This is a genomic window from Pseudomonas sp. PS01303, from assembly GCF_029959385.1.
Lineage (GTDB): Bacteria > Pseudomonadota > Gammaproteobacteria > Pseudomonadales > Pseudomonadaceae > Aquipseudomonas > Aquipseudomonas rustica.
In genome coordinates this window covers 1-18,009 of record NZ_JASCPK010000119.1, presented here as the reverse complement: position 1 = coordinate 18,009, position 18,009 = coordinate 1, and the positions used below count along the sequence as shown (strand labels likewise).

Sequence of the window (18,009 nt, the reverse complement as noted above, 5' to 3'; positions counted from 1 at the left end):
CCGTTGGGCTGCGCAGCAGCCCCCAGCAATTTAAAAAGCGGGGGTCGCTTCGCAACCCAACGGGGATAAATCCCCTCGCCACATTTAAATCGCTGCACCACAGTTAAACAGCCAAAACACCACAACAGGCGTTGTGGTGATTGCCACTATTTCGTGGAAATCGCCCCATCCACCAACGTCTGCGCCTCTGCCACCAGTTGCTTGAGGTGGTCGTCGCCAATAAAGCTTTCAGCGTAGATCTTGTAGATGTCCTCAGTGCCCGACGGACGCGCCGCGAACCAGCCGTTCTCGGTCATCACTTTCAAACCACCGATCGCCTGATCATTGCCCGGCGCATGACTCAGAATGCTCTGAATCTTCTCGCCCGCCAGTTCAGTCGACGTCACTTGCGTCGGCGACAACTTGCTCAGCAAAGCCTTTTGTTCCGGATTCGCCTTGGCGTCTACGCGCACGGAGAACGGTTCGCCCAGTTCATCGGTCAATGCACGGTAAGCCTGACTCGGGTCGCGACCGGTACGGGCAGTCATTTCCGCTGCCAACAGGGCCGGGATCAGACCGTCCTTGTCAGTGCTCCAAACGCCGCCATCCTTACGCAGGAACGATGCACCGGCGCTCTCTTCACCGCCAAAACCCAGCGAGCCGTCGAAAAGACCGTCGGCGAACCATTTGAAGCCGACTGGCACTTCGTAAAGACGACGACCCAGACGCTTGGCCACGCGATCGATCAAGCCACTGCTGACCACGGTTTTACCCACGCCAGCATCGGCGCGCCATTGCGGACGGTTCTGGAACAGGTAATCGATAGACACGGCGAGGTAATTGTTCGGCGCCAGCAAACCACCGGACGGCGTGACGATGCCGTGGCGGTCGTGATCCGGATCGCAGGCGAAAGCCACGTCGAAACGCTCTTTCAGACCGATCAGACCCTGCATCGCATGGCTGGACGATGGGTCCATGCGAATCTGACCATCCCAGTCGACGGTCATGAAACGGAAAGTCGCATCGACCTCTTTGTTGACCACTTCCAGATCCAGACGATAGTGCTCGGCAATCGCCGACCAATAGCGCACCCCTGCTCCGCCCAACGGATCCACGCCCAGACGCAGTTTGGCGTCACGAATGGCGTCGAAGTCGATGACGTTGATCAGGTCGGCGACGTAGGTGTTGAGGTAATCATGGCGGTGCGTGGTGCTGGCCTTGAGCGCTTGCTCGTAGCTGATGCGCTTTACGCCCGCCAATTTGTTCGCCAGCAACTCATTGGCCTTGGACTCGATCCACTTGGTGATGTGGGTATCGGCCGGGCCGCCGTTGGTTGGGTTGTATTTGTAGCCGCCGCTTTGTGGTGGGTTGTGCGACGGCGTAATAACCACGCCGTCCGCCAAGCCAGTGGTACGGCCACGGTTGTAGCAAAGAATCGCGTGGGAGATCGCCGGCGTTGGTGTGTATTCATCACCTTCGGCGATCATGACGGTCACGCCGTTGGCGGCCAGTACTTCCAGCGCGCTCGCCCCGGCCGGGGTCGACAATGCGTGAGTGTCGATGCCGACAAACAGCGGGCCGGTGATGCCCTGGGCTTCGCGGTACAGGCAGATCGCCTGGCTGATGGCCAGAACGTGCCATTCATTGAAACTCAAATCAAAGGAACTGCCCCGGTGCCCGGACGTGCCGAACGCCACGCGCTGGGTCGAAATCGATGCATCAGGCTGGCCGGTGTAATAGGCCGTTACCAGTCGCGGGATATCGACCAACAATTCTGCCGGTGCCGGTTTGCCCGCAAAAGGACTGAGTGTCATGCAAAACCTCTGAGATCGAGTGGTTCAGGAAATACAGCGCAGTTTACTGGCAGTATGACCACAGCGCGATGGGATCTATCCGGCACATCGCAGAAGTTTTCTAACGTCACTCGGCGGGCGCAAGGCGCAAGGCGTCACCGACAAGCCCGACCACGCTGGCCAGATCATGATCGCTGTGACTGATCGCGCTCAAGCGCAGGTGCTGCGCGTGCTGTCGATGCAGGCTGAACAACTCGCCGGGGGCAATCACAACCTGTTGCCTGAGCAAGTCATGAAACACCTCGCTCATGTTCACCGTCCGCAGCGACCGAACCCACACCGTCGCCCCGCCCTGTGGCTCGACTATCTGCAAGGCATCGCCCAAACGCTCGCGCAACAGCTGAATCAGGTGGGTTCGGCGTTCCTTGAGTAACCGCCGCAACACCAGCAAATGCTGATCGATGCGCCCACTCGCATACAAACGCGCGATGGCTTTTTGCCGAGTGACCGACAAGCGGAACGAGCGCAGCAGAAAATGCCGCTGCAATTCGCTTCGCCACTGACGTGACAGGACGAAACCGTACGGGGCTTCGGCGCCGATGATCTTGTCGAAAGCGGAAAACACCAGCAAACGCTCGGGATCCAGCCAGTCGCGTAACCGCTGGCCATCGTGCTCGTCTGCCAGCTCACTGCAACAGTCATTTTCCAATACCCAGGTGCCCTGCTCCGCGAGTAATTTTGCAATCAATTGCCGATTGGCCGTCGGCGCGGCGCTGCCATGCGGCAGATTCAATGCCGAAGACAATAAAATCAGTCGCACAGGTTCAGTCTTGAGCAACGACGCCAGCCATTGAGCATCCAGTGCGCCATCGATCTGCAACGGCAACTCGATGACGCGTACCTCGGCCGCCTCGAACAGACGCAGGATCACCCAGTCACAGGGTGACTCGACCAGAACCGTGGCCTGGCGCAATTCCAGCACGGCGATGAGTATTTCCAGCACGGCGCGTAGATCAGCGCCGATGTAGACGTCATCGGCGTGCCAGCAATGGGTCGATGAAGTGGTGTAGCGCGCCGCCAGAACCGTGCGCAATTCCAGTTCACCACAGGGTTGCAGCAACAATTGTGGCTGGCGCGGGTATTGCCGCAGCAACTCCCTTTCCAGCATCAGCAAAGGACTGTCCAGCGGCTGCAGCGACGCCGGATCGTCGGTGCTCAACACGCACATGCCCGGGCGCCGGGCGTTGACATAGACAGCCTCTAGCAGATCGCTGCCATTGGCCGGCGGCACCAGGAGCGAGCGGGCTTTTGCGTAATAACCGGACTTGGCTATCGAGTAAACCCGCCCTTCCTTCTCCAACAGCGAATACGCGTATTGAATGGTCGAGATCGACACCTTCAAGCGATCCGCCAATTGGCGCAACGACGGCAATCGCATGGCGCCAGCGGCGTCGGACTCGTTAATCACCGACGTCAGGTAGCGGTAAACCGCTTGGTAAGCAAAATCGTTTTCACGCAAGACCTTCATGAGCCCTCATCCATAGGCATTGGCGCAATATGTGCCAAAAGGCTCAAGTTCAACCTTCCGCCGACCGGTCACCCGCAACGACATCTGCCTCGCTGGCATCGGCGCGAGAGCCTGATGCTTCAGTCGATTGCGGCATGTGAATCGGCCCCATAGCGTACAAACGGCTGATCAGTTTGACCGGTAATCCGCTGACGTCGGTCATCCACTTCATGACCTGTTCCGGCGCACTCGAGCCATGCATGGCGCGGTGCAGGTCAGGCAATGCCACCAGCATGCCGGGGTGGCACTTGCGCAGAAACCGCTCGAGCCCGGCGCCATGATCGATGAACGGCGCAAACAACAGGCACGTGAGTTGGGTTTCACTGATTGCGAACGTCGCTTGCAGGTGATTGGCCGCTTGAATGCGCCGCTGCTCGAGGTCGAGCAAGTTGCCGAAATTGGCCAGCAACTGCTCACACACCGGTTCTGGCACCTGTTTGAGGCGCATCGTCAACAGGCTTTCCTGCAAATATTCGCTGATGCCGGCCTCGTACGTCCGCCCCTCGATCACGCACGCCTGCAAACCTTGAAGATGCGCGGCAAGCAGCGGCTCAACGTAGTCGTTGTCGCTGTGATACAGCGCAAGATCGTCGGCCTGGAACCCGAGAAAATCACTGAGCAAAGGCCAGCGCTCTTCAAGTTTTCCGACAATCATGTCGTTAATAGCGATAAAACTGGTGCGGCGACAGGCCTCAAACTTGCCCTCCGGGCGCCATGGCAGGTGCTCACCGTCCGCATGAAAATGGCGGTAGAAATCTGGGCCAAGACCGTCGAGCAACGGGAATAAAGCATCAAAACCACCGTGCTCAGCAGGCAAACCACCGATCTCGGCCTTGAGCGCAGCGCGATTCAGCCCCTCGAGAAACTGCTGTTGCCGGCGCGGTGTTTCAGCACCAATCATCGCATCGACGCCATTGTTCCAGCGGGCGATCTGGCTGTAGAACTCCGCCGTAGCCAGGTAGGCGTCGTCCCACAGTTCAAGGGGCTCATCCCATGTGCGGCGATGGCCGACCATCAACAGATTGACGCGATTGGCTTCACGACTGTCCTCGCTGGCGGGCGTCTGATAATCGAACGGCAGCACCTCGCGATGATCCACCATCAACAGTTCAACCCGAGGATCGTCATACAGAAACAGTGCGCTGTAGCTTCGGTGCATGTTCTGCAAGGCGAAAGGACTTGTGCCGTTCCAGCGCAGGTTGGCTACGCGCAACTGGAATGTCGCCGGTGAACGACTGGCCAGGCTCAACTGCGCGGCCCGCAGCAGGGCCAGCGTGTAACAGCTGTCCCGGGAGCCCGACTGGACGACCAGCACCTTGAAATGACCGATGTTTTCCATGCCGCCAGCGGCCACCAGCAGTCGCTGCATCAATAGCTGCAACGCCGTACGTTCTGCGCGTGAGAAGAAGCTCAGCAAACGCTGCAGGACTTGCTGGTAGACATAATTCATTGCCTGATCATGGATCGTGCTCATCGGTATTTACCCGGTATCAATAGTTTCATGCTGCGCAGACTGAATGCTCGGTCGCACAACAATTCATCAATAAGTAATAGACGCTCAAATGCTAACACTTACGCAATCGTAGTTATTTGAAACACTTGAACAGTTAAGACCCCACCAACGCCCACACCACGGGCTTCAACCGATTGTTAAATAACGGTATTTTTTTGTGGAAAATATTCCTAGGAAACTTCCCACAACAGCCCACGACAATTGAGTACAAGAAAAAAGGACGCAACTTCGGAATAGCCCTACAACAATTAAACAGAAATTGACACGACCAGCAGAAGTAGCCGTTTGATATTGCACAGGGCAAATAAAATGCACAGCCATGGCTCATTCCTTGAGATGAAAGTAATCATTCAATTATCAGGGCTTATATAGCGATTAGAAGATACAGATCGAGAGCAAAAACCAGTTCAGTTGCTGAATGGCCCTACACGCATCACGCGCAGGCAGTCTCTTTTTGGGGGATAAACGCAAAGAGTCCGTGGGGCCACGGACTCTGTTCAGCAGTATTACGCCGGTTCGACCTGCAGGGCGACCCGTTCGCGACATGGGCATTCATCCATGTAGCGGTGTGCTTCGACAAACTCATCGAACGGGAACACCCGAGTCTTGAGCGGCAGCAGCACACGATCAGCGGTCAACTGGTTGATGTCACGCAAGGCACGTTGCAGCGCCACGGAATCCTGCGTGATGCCCAGCTCCGGTTTGCCAGTGAAGTTGCCGATGCAGTGCACAAAGAACTGAATGTTCTTCTGGAACGCTGCACACGCAGGGAATGGCGTTTGGTTGCCACCTTGCAGACCGTACAACACCAGGCTGCCACGCGGGGCGAGAACGTCACCGAGCAACGACATCTGTGGGCCACCCAGGCCATCGAACACTACGTCAACGCCACGGTTGTCGGTGATCTTGTTGATCCGCATCAGCAGATCTTCTTCCTCGGTGACGATGACTTTCTCGGCACCCAGCGACAACAAGTATTCACGTTCTTCCGCGGTTTTGGTCGCGGCAATCACGCGTACACCCAAGGCTTTGCCCAGTTGTACAAAAGACGGCCCGGCACAGTGGCTAGCGTCAGTGACCAGCGCGAATTGCCCCGGTTTGACCCGCGCCAGATCGGCGTAGGCAAAATAGGCAATCAGCAGCGGCGTGTAATGCACGCTGGCTTCGATCGGGCTGAGGACATCCGGATAACGGGTCAGCGCGGTACGCGGCAGCAAGATCTGCTCGCCGTAAACCGGATAATCGTTGGCGCTCTCGGCCGGAAAACTGGCCACCTTGTCGCCTACCGACAGATCATCGACACCGTCACCGACGGCGGTGACCACACCGGCCATCTCGTGACCGAGGCCTGCAGGCAAACGTGCCTGAGACGAGGCAAGGTTCTGACGCCAGAGCGTGTCATACCAGCTGATGCCGATGGCTTCGACACGTACCTGCACTTCGCCAGGACCTGGCTGAGCGGCCGCATGCTCTTCGCATTTGAGCACCTCGGCGGGACCAAACTTGTGAAAACGGATCGTGCGGGACATCGCAAACCTCGTCAAAGTAACCTCTAATGCCATGAACTCTATCTGGGCTTTTAACCCAAGACTATCAGTGGCTATTAATAGTCGACATGCCTGTCATTGATTCCGCAGTATGGGCGGCATTGGCACAATCCAGCAAAAAATCACTGCCACCGGCTCGGTAAAGCTGAATTTTCCGGTGCAGAGTACCAGCCTTTCCCCGTAAGATTCATGCCGGCCATTGTTCTCATATGGCCGCTCTCGTCAAGCTTGATGACTCTGCCAGGACTCCAGATGAATCGTAATGACCTGCGTCGTGTCGACCTGAACCTGTTGATCGTATTCGAAACATTGATGCACGAACGCAGCGTGACCCGGGCGGCGGAAAAGCTCTTTCTCGGTCAGCCGGCGATCAGTGCGGCGCTCTCGCGCCTGCGTAGCCTGTTCGATGACCCGTTATTTGTACGCACCGGGCGCAGCATGGAGCCGTCTGCCCGCGCGGTGGAAATCTTCGCCCTGCTCTCGCCTGCCCTCGATTCGATTTCCACGGCCGTCAGCCGTGCCGCGGAATTCGATCCGGCGACCAGCACCTCGGTGTTCCGCATCGGTTTATCCGATGACGTCGAGTTCGCCCTGCTGCCGATGCTGCTTAAACGCCTTCGCGCTGAAGCCCCAGGCATCGTGCTGGTGATTCGTCGCGTCAACTACATATTGATGCCGGGCCTGTTGGCTTCCGGCGAAATCTCCATTGGCGTCAGCTACACCACCGACCTGCCGGCCAACGCCAAACGCAAGGTCTTGCGTCGCAGCGCGCCTAAATTGCTGCGCGCCGATACCGTGCCGGGGCCGTTGAGTCTGGATGATTACTGTGCGCGGCCGCATGCGCTGGTGTCATTTGCCGGCGACCTCAGTGGCTTTATTGATGAAGAACTGGAAAAGCTTGGCCGCAAACGGCATGTGGTGCTGGCCGTGCCGCAGTTCAACGGGCTCAGCACCTTGCTCGCGGGCACTGACATCGTCGCGACCGTGCCGGATTACACCGCGGAAGCGCTGACGGCGGCTGGTGGGGTTCGTGCGGAAGATCCGCCGTTGCCGACGCGCACGTTTGAGCTGCACATGGCTTGGCGTGGGTCGCAGGATAATGATCCGGGGGAGCGCTGGTTGCGGTCGCGGATTCAGATGTTCTTTGGCGATCCGGACAGCCTCTAGAACCCACCGTCGATGGTGACGTCGTCGCTGACACCTCAGCGACGTTAGCCTCTTTGCGCCAACCCCTGCTGCGAAAATTCCTACCCACACTTCTTGCCGCCACACCCAGCCGATATATATGATAAGGATTATCATTTGTACCATCCTTATCCGGCGCCCTCCTACGATGCTTCCATCTCCACAAACCAGTTTCTGCGATGTCGCTGTGCTCTATCGCCAGCAGCACGGTTGGTTACAGAACTGGCTACGGCGTCGGCTCAATTGCTCGCAGAGTGCGGCTGATCTGGCACAGGACACGTTCATGCGCCTGCTGGCCAAGGAGCAAGTGCCGGAACTACACGCCCCGCGCACGTTTCTGGCGAAGGTGGCGCAGAGTGTTCTGTGCAATCACTACCGCCGACAAAAACTCGAACGCGCCTACCTTGAAGCACTGGCAGCGATGCCCGAGCAGGTCGCGCCGAGCCTGGAAACTCAGGCCATTCTGCTAGAAACCCTGATCGCCCTCGACGCTGCGCTCGAAGGTCTTGAGCGCCCGGTGCGCGAGGCGTTTCTGCTGTCGCAAATGGACGGTTTGAGTCACGGTGAAATCGCCGCGCGGCTCGACGTTTCGATCACCACGGTCAAGCGCTACATCATCAAGGCCGGGGCGATGTGCATCATGCTCGATGACAGCCTCGACCTGCCATGAACCGCGAAGATACTTTGGCGATTTCCGGCGACGTCGCCGAGCAGGCCATGCACTGGCACCTTGAGTTGCAGGAGCCCGAGGTCAGCGAAGCGACGCTCGCGGCGTGGATGCGCTGGCGTCAGGCGCACCCGGTGCACGAGCACGCCTGGCAACGGGCGGAAGTGTTTGCACGACGCATGCGCGACCTGCGCAGCCCCGACCAGCGCCCCCTCGCCCACGCCGCCCTGCGACCCACGTTGTCACGGCGTTCGGCGCTCAAGCAGTTGAGCGTTTTGTTTGCGGCCGGTGCCGGTGCCTGGGCCATGAAAGACACGGCGTTGGTGCAAGACTGGCGCGCGGATTACTACAGCCAGGTTGGCGAGCAAAAGAGCTTTACGCTGGCCGATAACACGCAAATCCAGCTCAACACCGACAGCGCAATCAACGTGGTTTTTGAACGGGAATCGCGGCGCATCAAGTTGCTGCGCGGCGAGCTGCTGGTCACCCGCGCCGATGGCCGATTGTTGTCGGTGGACACCGCTCAGGGTCGACTGGAATCCGCACTCGCGCGCTTCAGCGTCAGACAGCGCGCCGGTTTCACTCAGGTCAGCGTTTATCAGGGCATGTTGGTGATCAACCCTTCCCGTCTGTCGCATCAGCCCATCGCACTCAAGGCCGGCGAGCAGATCAGTTTCAGCGCCGGGGAGATTTTCAGCAGGCAAGCCATTGCACTTACCGCGCCGGCCTGGAGTCAGGGCATGCTGGTCGCGCAGGGCCAGCGTCTGGCCGACTTCCTCGAAGACCTGAGCCGTTATCGCCAGGGCCATCTGGCCTGTGATCCGCGTTTGGCCGACCTGCGGGTTTCCGGCACCTTCCCCCTCGGCAACACCGAGAGAATCATCTTCGCCGTCGCCGACACTTTGCAGCTCGATGTGCAGCAATTCACTCGCTACTGGGTGATGTTGAAACCGCGCACCGCCTGATACTGAAAAAGATTCGCATTTGGGTGGTCTGATTTCGATTCTCGCGAGACTTAAACCCCAGACATTCAATTCAATGGGGAAGCAACTCGTGAATCTCACCGCACGCAAACGCCAGGGCTGGCAATTCTCGATCAAACAGAAACTGGCCGGCGCCGTGGTTCAAGGCATCGCTTGCATGACTGTGACCACACCACTGCTGATCGCGCCGAACTGGGCCGCCGCCGAGCAAACGCAGGAAGATTTCGATATCCCCGCTGGCGCACTCGCACCGGCGTTGACGCGTTTTGGCCAGACTGCGCACATCCTGTTGTCCTACTCCTCATCGCTGACCGAGGGGCGCAACACATCCGGCCTTAAAGGTCGTTACGACGTCGACCAAGGACTGGCGATTCTGCTGGCCGGTTCCGGGCTTGAAGCCAGTCGCGGCGCCAACGGCAATTATTCGCTGCAGGCCAGCACCGGTGATGCGCTGGAGCTGAGCGCGGTGTCGATTTCCGGCAAGGCGCCGGGTTCGACCACTGAAGGCACCGGGCTCTACACCACGTATTCCTCCAGCAGCTCGACGCGGCTGAACCTGACCCCGCGCGAGACTCCGCAATCGATGACGGTGATGACCCGTCAGCGTCTCGATGACCAGCGCCTGACCAACCTGACCGATGCCCTCGAAGCCACGCCGGGCATCACCGTGGTGCGCGACGGTCTCGGTTCGGAAAGCGATTCCTATTGGTCGCGCGGTTTTGCGATTCAGAACTATGAGGTCGACGGCGTTCCCACCAACACGCGCCTCGACAACTATTCGCAAAGCATGGCGATGTACGACCGCATAGAAGTCGTGCGCGGCGCCACCGGTTTGATCAGTGGCATGGGCAACCCGTCCGCGACGATCAACCTGATCCGCAAGCGCCCGACTGCCGAAGCGCAGGCCAGCATCACCGGTGAAGCCGGCAACTGGGATCGCTACGGCACCGGTTTTGACGTCTCGGGGCCGCTGACGGAAACCGGCAATGTGCGCGGACGCTTTGTTGCCGACTACAAGACCGAAAAAGCCTGGATCGATCGTTACAACCAGCAGTCGCAGCTGATCTACGGCATCACCGAATTCGATCTGACGGAAGACACCCTGCTGACCATGGGCTTCAGTTACCTGCGCAGCGATATCGACTCGCCGCTGCGCTCCGGCCTGCCGACGCGTTTCAGTACCGGCCAGCGCACCGACCTGCAACGTTCGCTAAATGCTGCGCCAGACTGGTCGTACAACGATCATGAACAGACCAGTTTCTTCACTTCCATCGAGCAGCAACTGGGCAACGGCTGGAGCGGCAAGATCGAACTGACCCACGCCGAAAACAAGTTCGACGAACTGTTCAACTTCGCCATGGGTGAGCTGAATACCGACGGCAGCGGTCTGTCGCAACTGCCGGTGCGCTTCTCGGGCACGCCGCGTCAGGACAACCTCGATGTGTACCTCACCGGCCCATTCAGTCTGTTCGGGCGCGAACACCAACTGATCACCGGCATGACCCTCTCACAGTACAAAGAAAGCACGCCGAGCTGGGGCGGTTGGCGTTACGACTACAACGGCTCGCCGGCGGGCGCTATCGAGAACCTGTTCACCTGGGACGGCAACTCGGCCAAACCGGACTTCGCCGTCAGCGGCAAATCGTCGATCGACGAAGACCAATACGCGGCGTACCTGACCTCGCGTTTCAGCGTCAGCGATGACTTGAGCCTGATCCTCGGCAGCCGCGTGATCAACTGGAAACGCGACACCTCGGATCGCCCGTATGGCGGCGAAGAAAGCGAAGTCAATCGCGAAGAAAACGGCGTGTTCATTCCGTACGCCGGTATCGTTTACGACCTCAATGACACCTGGTCGCTGTACGCCAGCTACACCAAGATCTTCAACCCGCAAGCCTCGTGGGTCACCGACGAAGACAACAAACCGCTCGACCCGATGGAAGGCAAAGGCTACGAGATCGGCATCAAGGGCACGCACCTCGATGGCAAGCTCAACTCCAGCCTGGCCGTGTTCAAACTGGAGCAGGACAACCTGGCGATCTGGCAACACGACAACGTCTACAGCTCCGAGCAGGACACCACCTCCAAAGGCATCGAGATGGAGTTGAACGGTGAACTGGCCGAAGGCTGGCAGGCCTCCGCCGGCTACGCTTATTCGGTGACCACTAACGCAGACGACGAGCGCATCAACACCAACCTGCCGCGCAACAGCTTCAAGACCTTCACCAGCTATCGCCTGCACGGCCCGCTGGACAAAGTCACGATTGGCGGCGGCGTGAACTGGCAGAGCAAAGTCGGCGCCGACCTGCATACGTTCAGCCAGGGCAGCTACGCGGTGACCAACCTGATGGCCAAGTACGACATCAGCCACAACCTCAGCGCTTCGGTGAATCTGAACAACGTGTTTGATCGCGAGTACTACAGCCAGTCTGGTCTGTACGGGGTTTACGGCGCACCGCGCAATATCATGACGAGCTTCAAGTACAACTTCTGATCCGCTCTGAAGTGGCGCGCCCTCTTTATGGGTGCGCCATGCGCCGGCAGACCTCTCGCATGAAACTTTCATTAAGGATATTGATAGCACCCTAACGAAAGGTGCATGCTAGAGGGCTCGCTGCGGTCTTATATCATTCCGAATGATAGTTACCTTTGCTTCATTCGATTCGTGCCATCACAGCCTGCCGAGCATCATCCGCCCATCTTCAATACATTGGCGGATGCATCCATGGAACAGTCACTCAAACATTTGCGCTTCCCGTTGGCCATGCTGGCCATCCTGGTGATGAGCGCCTGCGGCAAGACTCCGGAGACTGCCGCCACCCAGCCTGCTGCCAAAGTCAGCGTGGCCAAGGTGATCGAACAACCGGTCAACGAATGGGACGAATTCACCGGCCGCCTCGAAGCACCGGAAACCGTTGAAATCCGTCCACGGGTCTCCGGCCAGATCGACGACGTCGCTTTCACTGAAGGCGCCCTGGTCAAGAAAGGCGACCTGCTGTTCCAGATCGATCCGCGTCCGTTCCAGGCCGAGGTTCGCCGCCTCGAAGCCCTTGTCGCCCAATCCCGCGCCAACGCCACCCGCAGTGAAAACGAAGCTGGCCGTGGCGAACGTCTGCGTGCCAGCAACGCGATCTCTGCCGAACTGGCTGACTCGCGCACCAGCGCTGCTCAAGAAGCCCGCGCCGCCGTCGGTGCCCTGCAAGCGCAACTGGATCTGGCCAAACTCAACCTCAGCTTCACCCGCGTGATCGCGCCGATCACTGGCCGCGTCAGCCGTGCCGAGATCACCGCCGGTAACCTGGTGACCGCCGACACCACGCCGCTGACCAGCGTGGTTTCCACTGATCGCGTTTACGCCTACTTCGATGCCGACGAGCGTGTGTTCCTTAAATACACCCAACTCGCTCGCAACGGTCAGCGCGGCGCGACCACCCCGGTGTACATGGGCCTGTCCAATGAAGACGGCAACCCGCACCTCGGTCAGATGAACTTCGTCGACAACCAGGTCAACCCGAAAACCGGCACCATCCGTGGTCGCGCAGTGTTCGACAACAGCGACGGCACCTACACCCCGGGCCTTTACGCACGACTGAAACTGGTTGGCAGCGGCACCTACAACGCCATGTTGATCAACGACGAAGCGGTCGGCACCGACCTTGGCAAGAAGTTCGTGCTGGTGATGGATGCGGACAACAACACCGTGTACCGCGCCGTCGAACTCGGCCCGAAAATCGAAGGCCTGCGCATCGTCCGCACCGGCCTGAACAAGGACGACACGATCATCGTCAAGGGTCTGCAACGGGTTCGCCCTGGCTCGCCGGTCACCCCGGAAGTGGTGCCGATGGCCAGCGGACAGACCATCGCGGCACTCGCTCAACAACGTCAAGCGCTGGAAGCCAGCAACCTGCCCAAAGTCGCCCCTGCCAAGGGTGCGTCCGGTGCGGTTGTGAAGCTGGCCGCCACGACCCCACGCGGTTAAGGGACGACAACTCCGATGAATTTTTCCCAATTCTTCATTTCACGGCCGATCTTCGCAGCGGTGCTGTCGCTGCTGATCCTGATCGCCGGTGCGATCTCGCTGTTCCAGCTGCCGATCAGCGAATACCCGGAAGTCGTGCCACCGACCGTGGTGGTGCGTGCGAACTTCCCGGGCGCCAACCCCAAAGTCATCGGTGAAACCGTGGCGGCTCCATTGGAGCAAGCCATCACCGGCGTCGAGAACATGCTGTACATGTCCTCGCAGTCGACCGCCGACGGCAAGATCACCCTGACCATCACCTTCGCCCTGGGCACTGACCTCGACAATGCGCAGGTGCAGGTGCAAAACCGGGTGACCCGTACCGAGCCGAAACTTCCCGAGGAAGTGACACGCATCGGTATCACCGTCGACAAGGCCTCGCCCGACCTGACCATGGTTGTGCACTTGACCTCGCCGGACAAGCGCTACGACATGCTCTACCTGTCGAACTACGCGATCCTCAACATCAAGGATGAGCTGGCGCGTCTGAACGGTGTCGGTGACGTGCAACTGTTCGGTATGGGCGACTACTCGTTGCGGGTCTGGCTCGATCCGAACAAAACCGCTTCACGCAATCTGACCGCGACTGATGTGGTCACCGCCATTCGTGAACAGAACCGTCAAGTGGCTGCCGGTCAATTGGGCGCGCCCCCTGCCCCGAATGCCCAGAGCTTCCAGCTGTCGGTCAACACTCAGGGCCGTCTGGTCACTGAGGAAGAGTTCGAGAACATCATCATTCGCGCTGGCGACAATGGTGAAATCACTCGCCTCAAAGACATCGCTCGCGTCGAACTGGGTTCCAGCCAATACGCCCTGCGTTCGTTGCTGAACAATCAGCCGGCCGTGGCGATCCCGATCTTCCAGCGCCCTGGTTCCAACGCCATCGACATCTCGAACGAAGTTCGCGGCAAGATGGACGAGTTGAAGAAAAGCTTCCCACAAGGCATGGATTACAGCATCGTCTATGACCCGACGATCTTCGTGCGCGGTTCGATCGAGGCGGTGGTTCACACCCTCTTCGAAGCATTGATCCTCGTGGTGCTGGTGGTGATTCTGTTCCTGCAAACCTGGCGCGCCTCGATCATTCCGTTGGTGGCGGTGCCGGTGTCGTTGATCGGTACGTTTGCGGTGATGCACCTGTTTGGCTTCTCGCTGAACGCGCTGTCGCTGTTCGGTCTGGTACTGGCCATCGGTATCGTGGTGGACGACGCCATCGTGGTGGTGGAGAACGTCGAGCGGAACATCGGACTCGGCCTGACGCCGGTCGAAGCGACCAAACGGGCGATGCGTGAGGTGACCGGCCCGATCATTGCCACGGCGCTGGTGCTGTGTGCGGTGTTCATTCCGGCGGCGTTTATTTCCGGCCTCACCGGGCAGTTCTACAAGCAGTTCGCACTGACCATTGCCATCTCGACCGTGATCTCGGCGTTCAACTCGCTGACCCTGTCGCCAGCGCTGGCCGCTGTGTTGCTGAAAAGCCACGACGCACCGAAAGACCGCTTCTCGAAAGTGCTCGACAAGATCTTCGGTGGCTGGCTGTTCCGTCCGTTCAACCGCTTCTTTGACCGCGCCAGCCATGGCTACGTCGGCACGGTGGGCCGGGTTATCCGCAGCAGCGGCATCGCCCTTCTGCTGTACGCAGGCCTGATGGTGTTGACCTTCTTCGGTTTCTCCAGCACCCCGACCGGTTTCGTACCCGGCCAGGATAAGCAATACCTCGTCGCTTTCGCGCAACTGCCGGACGCTTCGAGCCTGGATCGCACCGAAGACGTGATCAAACGCATGTCCGACCTCGCGCTGAAACAGCCAGGCGTGGAAAGCGCTGTAGCGTTCCCCGGCCTGTCGATCAACGGCTTCACCAACAGCCCAAACGCCGGCATCGTCTTCGTGACTCTGAAACCGTTCGACGAACGTAAAGACGCGAGCATGTCCGCCGGTGCGATCGCCGGGGCCTTGAACGGCCAGTTCGCCAACATTCAAGAAGCCTACATGGCGATCTTCCCGCCACCGCCGGTACAAGGTCTGGGCACCATTGGTGGTTTCCGTCTGCAAATCGAAGACCGGGGCAACCTGGGCTATGACGAGCTGTACAAAGAAACCATGAACATCATCAACAAGAGCCATAACGTGCCGGAACTGGCAGGCCTGTTCACCAGCTACACCGTGAACGTGCCGCAGGTCGATGCCGCCATCGACCGTGAAAAAGCCAAGACCCACGGCGTGGCCGTCAGCGACATCTTCGACACCCTGCAGATTTACCTGGGTTCGCTGTATGCCAACGACTTCAACCGCTTCGGGCGCACCTATCAGGTCAACGTTCAGGCCGAGCAGCAGTTCCGCCTCGAATCCGATCAGATCGGTCAGCTGAAAGTGCGTAACAACAAAGGCGAAATGATCCCGCTGGCGACCTTCATCAAGGTCAGCGACACCTCGGGCCCCGATCGCGTGATGCACTACAACGGCTTCATTACCGCTGAAATCAACGGTGCCGCAGCCCCAGGCTACAGCTCCGGCCAGGCCGAAAAAGCCATCGAGAAACTGCTCAAGGAAGAACTTCCGAACGGCATGACCTACGAGTGGACCGACCTGACCTACCAGCAGATTCTGTCCGGCAACACCGCGCTGTTCGTATTCCCGCTCTGCGTATTGCTGGCGTTCCTGGTGCTCGCCGCTCAGTACGAAAGCTGGAGCCTGCCGCTGGCGGTGATCCTGATCGTTCCGATGACCCTGCTGTCGGCCATCACCGGTGTGATCATCTCGGGCGGTGACAACAACATCTTCACCCAGATCGGATTGATCGTACTGGTCGGACTGGCGTGTAAGAACGCGATTCTGATCGTCGAGTTCGCCAAGGATAAACAGGAAGAAGGCCTCAACCCGCTCGCCGCAGTACTGGAAGCTTGCCGTCTGCGTCTGCGGCCGATCCTGATGACCTCCTTCGCGTTCATCATGGGTGTAGTGCCACTGGTGTTCTCCAGCGGTGCCGGTGCCGAGATGCGTCATGCCATGGGCGTGGCGGTGTTCTCCGGGATGCTCGGGGTGACCTTCTTCGGTCTGTTGCTGACGCCCGTGTTCTACGTGCTGATCCGTAACTTTGTTGAGCGCGGCGAAGCCCGCAAAGCGGCTAAGGCCCTCAAACTGGAGGCGCAACAATGAGTCTGAAAGTCTTCCTGCCGAGCCTGCTGGTGTTGGCCCTCAGCGCCTGCGCCGTCGGCCCCGACTACAAGACCCCAGCCACGGAGGCGGCCAACATCACGGCCGTCACCGACGGCGCCGCCGGGCAAAAGAACTTCGACCGTTCGAAATTCGAAGGCATCTGGTGGCAGCAATTCGACGATCCGACCCTCAACCAGTTGGTGACCCAATCGCTGCAAGGCAACCGTGAACTGCGCGTGGCGTTCGCCCGCTGGAAAGCCGCTCGGGCAATCCGCGACGACGCCAGCAACGATGCAATGCCGACCATCACCAGCCGCGTCAGCAGTGACCTGGCCAAGGGGCAAATCCCCGGCCAGACCAACGACCGGGTCAACAGCGAACGCTATGACCTCGGTCTGGACATGGCCTGGGAGCTCGATCTGTTCGGGCGCATCCAGCGCAATCTGGAAGCCAGCGACGCCGATCAAGAGGCCGCCAAAGCCGATCTGTACCAACTGCAAGTCACCATGATTGCCGAACTGGTCGACGCTTACGGTCAACTGCGGGGCGCTCAGTTGCGGGAAAAGATCGCCGTGGCCAACCTGAACAATCAGGTGGAATCGCGCAAGATCACCATCAGCCTGCGTGATGCCGGTGTTGGCGATCAGCTCGACGTCGAACGTGCCGATGCGCGTCTGGCCTCGGTAGAAGCCAGCGTGCCGCAATTACAGGCCGAACAGGTTCGGCAGAAAAACCGCATCGCCACCCTGCTGGGTGAGCGTCCGGACAAGCTGACCGTCGACCTTAGCCCAAAAGACTTGCCGGCGATTGCCAAGGCCTTGCCGATTGGCGATCCGGGTGAACTGCTGCAACGTCGCCCGGACATTCTCAGCGCAGAACGCAACCTGGCTTCGGCCACAGCGCGCATCGGCGTGGCGAAAGCCGATCTGTTCCCACGGGTCAGCCTCAGCGGTTTCCTTGGCTGGACGGCCGGGCGTGGTTCGCAAATCGGTTCCTCGGCGGCCAACGCCTGGGCACTCGGCCCGAGCATCACCTGGGCTGCGTTCGACCTTGGCAGCGTGCGAGCGCGTTTGCGCGGCGCCGATGCCGAAGCCGAAGGCGCACTGGCGACTTACGAGCAGCAAGTGCTGCTGGCCCTGGAAGAATCGGAAAACGCCTTCAGCGATTACGGCAAACGTCAGCAACGGCTGATCTCGCTGATTCGTCAGAGTGAGTCGAGCCGCAAGGCTGCTGACCTGGCGGAGATCCGCTATCGCGAAGGCACCACCGACTTCCTCGTGCTGCTTGATGCTCAGCGTGAACGTCTGAACGCTGAAGACACGCAGGCGCAGGCCGAAGTCGATCTGTATCGCGGCATTGTCGCGATCTACAAAGCCCTCGGCGGCGGCTGGCAACCGGAGACTGTTGCCAGCAAGTAATCGATTGTTAAAGAGCTCCTTTGGTTGGCCGCAACCAACCAAATTTTTTGCCCCGCGTATCATTCGGTCGCGGGGCTTTTTTGTGCCTGCCGAATGACCCGACTTCATGTAGGAGCTGCCGAAGGCTGCGATCTTTTGATGGTGCTTTTAGATTGGCAAGATCAAAAGATCGCAGCCTTCGGC

11 protein-coding genes are annotated in these 18,009 nt (G+C 59.2%); 7 read left to right on the top strand and 4 right to left on the bottom strand.

The annotated features are described in order from the left end of the window. Window positions 1–146: 146 nt before the first annotated feature. The 4 genes from pgm to QMX93_RS23800 all read right to left on the bottom strand — a co-directional run bounded on the left by pgm (window position 147) and on the right by QMX93_RS23800 (window position 6,381). Entirely contained in the window at window positions 147–1,793 is a 1,647-nt protein-coding gene (pgm, locus tag QMX93_RS23815; protein ID WP_282358184.1) for a phosphoglucomutase (alpha-D-glucose-1,6-bisphosphate-dependent), read from the bottom strand. 106 nt (window positions 1,794–1,899) lie between these two features. Then, window positions 1,900–3,300, bottom strand: coding sequence for a PLP-dependent aminotransferase family protein (locus QMX93_RS23810; protein WP_282358183.1), 1,401 nt, complete (start codon window positions 3,298–3,300; stop codon window positions 1,900–1,902). A gap of 49 nt (window positions 3,301–3,349) precedes the next feature. Beyond that, the gene (locus tag QMX93_RS23805) at window positions 3,350–4,813 is read right to left on the bottom strand and encodes a hypothetical protein (RefSeq protein WP_282358182.1); all 1,464 of its coding nucleotides are present in this window, start codon (window positions 4,811–4,813) and stop codon (window positions 3,350–3,352) included. Between the two features lie 545 nt (window positions 4,814–5,358). Further along, window positions 5,359–6,381 (bottom strand): zinc-dependent alcohol dehydrogenase family protein, encoded by a 1,023-nt coding sequence (locus tag QMX93_RS23800; RefSeq protein ID WP_053119934.1) that lies wholly within the window; start codon window positions 6,379–6,381, stop codon window positions 5,359–5,361. Between the two features lie 270 nt (window positions 6,382–6,651). Here QMX93_RS23800 and QMX93_RS23795 point away from each other — a divergent pair, with 270 nt between their 5' ends. The 7 genes from QMX93_RS23795 (at window position 6,652) to QMX93_RS23765 (ending at window position 17,826) form a co-directional block, all read left to right on the top strand. Beyond that, window positions 6,652–7,566, top strand: a complete 915-nt coding sequence (locus tag QMX93_RS23795; protein ID WP_053119932.1) for a LysR family transcriptional regulator — start codon at window positions 6,652–6,654, stop codon at window positions 7,564–7,566. 166 nt (window positions 7,567–7,732) lie between these two features. Further along, window positions 7,733–8,254 carry a sigma-70 family RNA polymerase sigma factor gene (locus QMX93_RS23790; RefSeq protein ID WP_159811317.1) on the top strand — a complete coding sequence of 174 codons (522 nt, stop codon included), beginning with the start codon at window positions 7,733–7,735 and terminating at the stop codon, window positions 8,252–8,254. Next, entirely contained in the window at window positions 8,251–9,216 is a 966-nt protein-coding gene (locus QMX93_RS23785) for a FecR domain-containing protein (protein ID WP_282358181.1), read from the top strand. Before QMX93_RS23790 ends, QMX93_RS23785 begins: the two co-directional genes overlap by 4 nt. Window positions 9,217–9,391: 175 nt before the next feature. After that, the gene (locus QMX93_RS23780; RefSeq protein ID WP_282358185.1) at window positions 9,392–11,728 is read left to right on the top strand and encodes a TonB-dependent receptor; all 2,337 of its coding nucleotides are present in this window, start codon (window positions 9,392–9,394) and stop codon (window positions 11,726–11,728) included. Between the two features lie 231 nt (window positions 11,729–11,959). Further along, window positions 11,960–13,213, top strand: a complete 1,254-nt coding sequence (gene mexE, locus QMX93_RS23775; protein ID WP_282358180.1) for a multidrug efflux RND transporter periplasmic adaptor subunit MexE — start codon at window positions 11,960–11,962, stop codon at window positions 13,211–13,213. A 15-nt stretch (window positions 13,214–13,228) separates the two neighbouring features. Then, a complete protein-coding gene (locus tag QMX93_RS23770) occupies window positions 13,229–16,408 on the top strand; it encodes an efflux RND transporter permease subunit (protein WP_053119927.1) in 3,180 nt (1,059 codons plus the stop codon). Then, complete coding sequence (locus QMX93_RS23765; protein ID WP_282358179.1) at window positions 16,405–17,826, top strand: TolC family protein; 1,422 nt, start codon at window positions 16,405–16,407, stop codon at window positions 17,824–17,826. Before QMX93_RS23770 ends, QMX93_RS23765 begins: the two co-directional genes overlap by 4 nt. Window positions 17,827–18,009 lie beyond the last annotated feature (183 nt).

Bases quoted from the DNA above. Each gene is read 5' to 3' on its own strand.
- pgm (WP_282358184.1), bottom strand. From the start codon at position 1,793: ATGACACTCAGTCCTTTTGCGGGCAAACCGGCACCGGCAGAATTGTTG.
- QMX93_RS23810 (WP_282358183.1), bottom strand. From the start codon at position 3,300: ATGAAGGTCTTGCGTGAAAACGATTTTGCTTACCAAGCGGTTTACCGC.
- QMX93_RS23805 (WP_282358182.1), bottom strand. From the start codon at position 4,813: ATGAGCACGATCCATGATCAGGCAATGAATTATGTCTACCAGCAAGTC.
- QMX93_RS23800 (WP_053119934.1), bottom strand. From the start codon at position 6,381: ATGTCCCGCACGATCCGTTTTCACAAGTTTGGTCCCGCCGAGGTGCTC.
- QMX93_RS23795 (WP_053119932.1), top strand. From the start codon at position 6,652: ATGAATCGTAATGACCTGCGTCGTGTCGACCTGAACCTGTTGATCGTA.
- QMX93_RS23790 (WP_159811317.1), top strand. From the start codon at position 7,733: ATGCTTCCATCTCCACAAACCAGTTTCTGCGATGTCGCTGTGCTCTAT.
- QMX93_RS23785 (WP_282358181.1), top strand. From the start codon at position 8,251: ATGAACCGCGAAGATACTTTGGCGATTTCCGGCGACGTCGCCGAGCAG.
- QMX93_RS23780 (WP_282358185.1), top strand. From the start codon at position 9,392: ATGACTGTGACCACACCACTGCTGATCGCGCCGAACTGGGCCGCCGCC.
- mexE (WP_282358180.1), top strand. From the start codon at position 11,960: ATGGAACAGTCACTCAAACATTTGCGCTTCCCGTTGGCCATGCTGGCC.
- QMX93_RS23770 (WP_053119927.1), top strand. From the start codon at position 13,229: ATGAATTTTTCCCAATTCTTCATTTCACGGCCGATCTTCGCAGCGGTG.
- QMX93_RS23765 (WP_282358179.1), top strand. From the start codon at position 16,405: ATGAGTCTGAAAGTCTTCCTGCCGAGCCTGCTGGTGTTGGCCCTCAGC.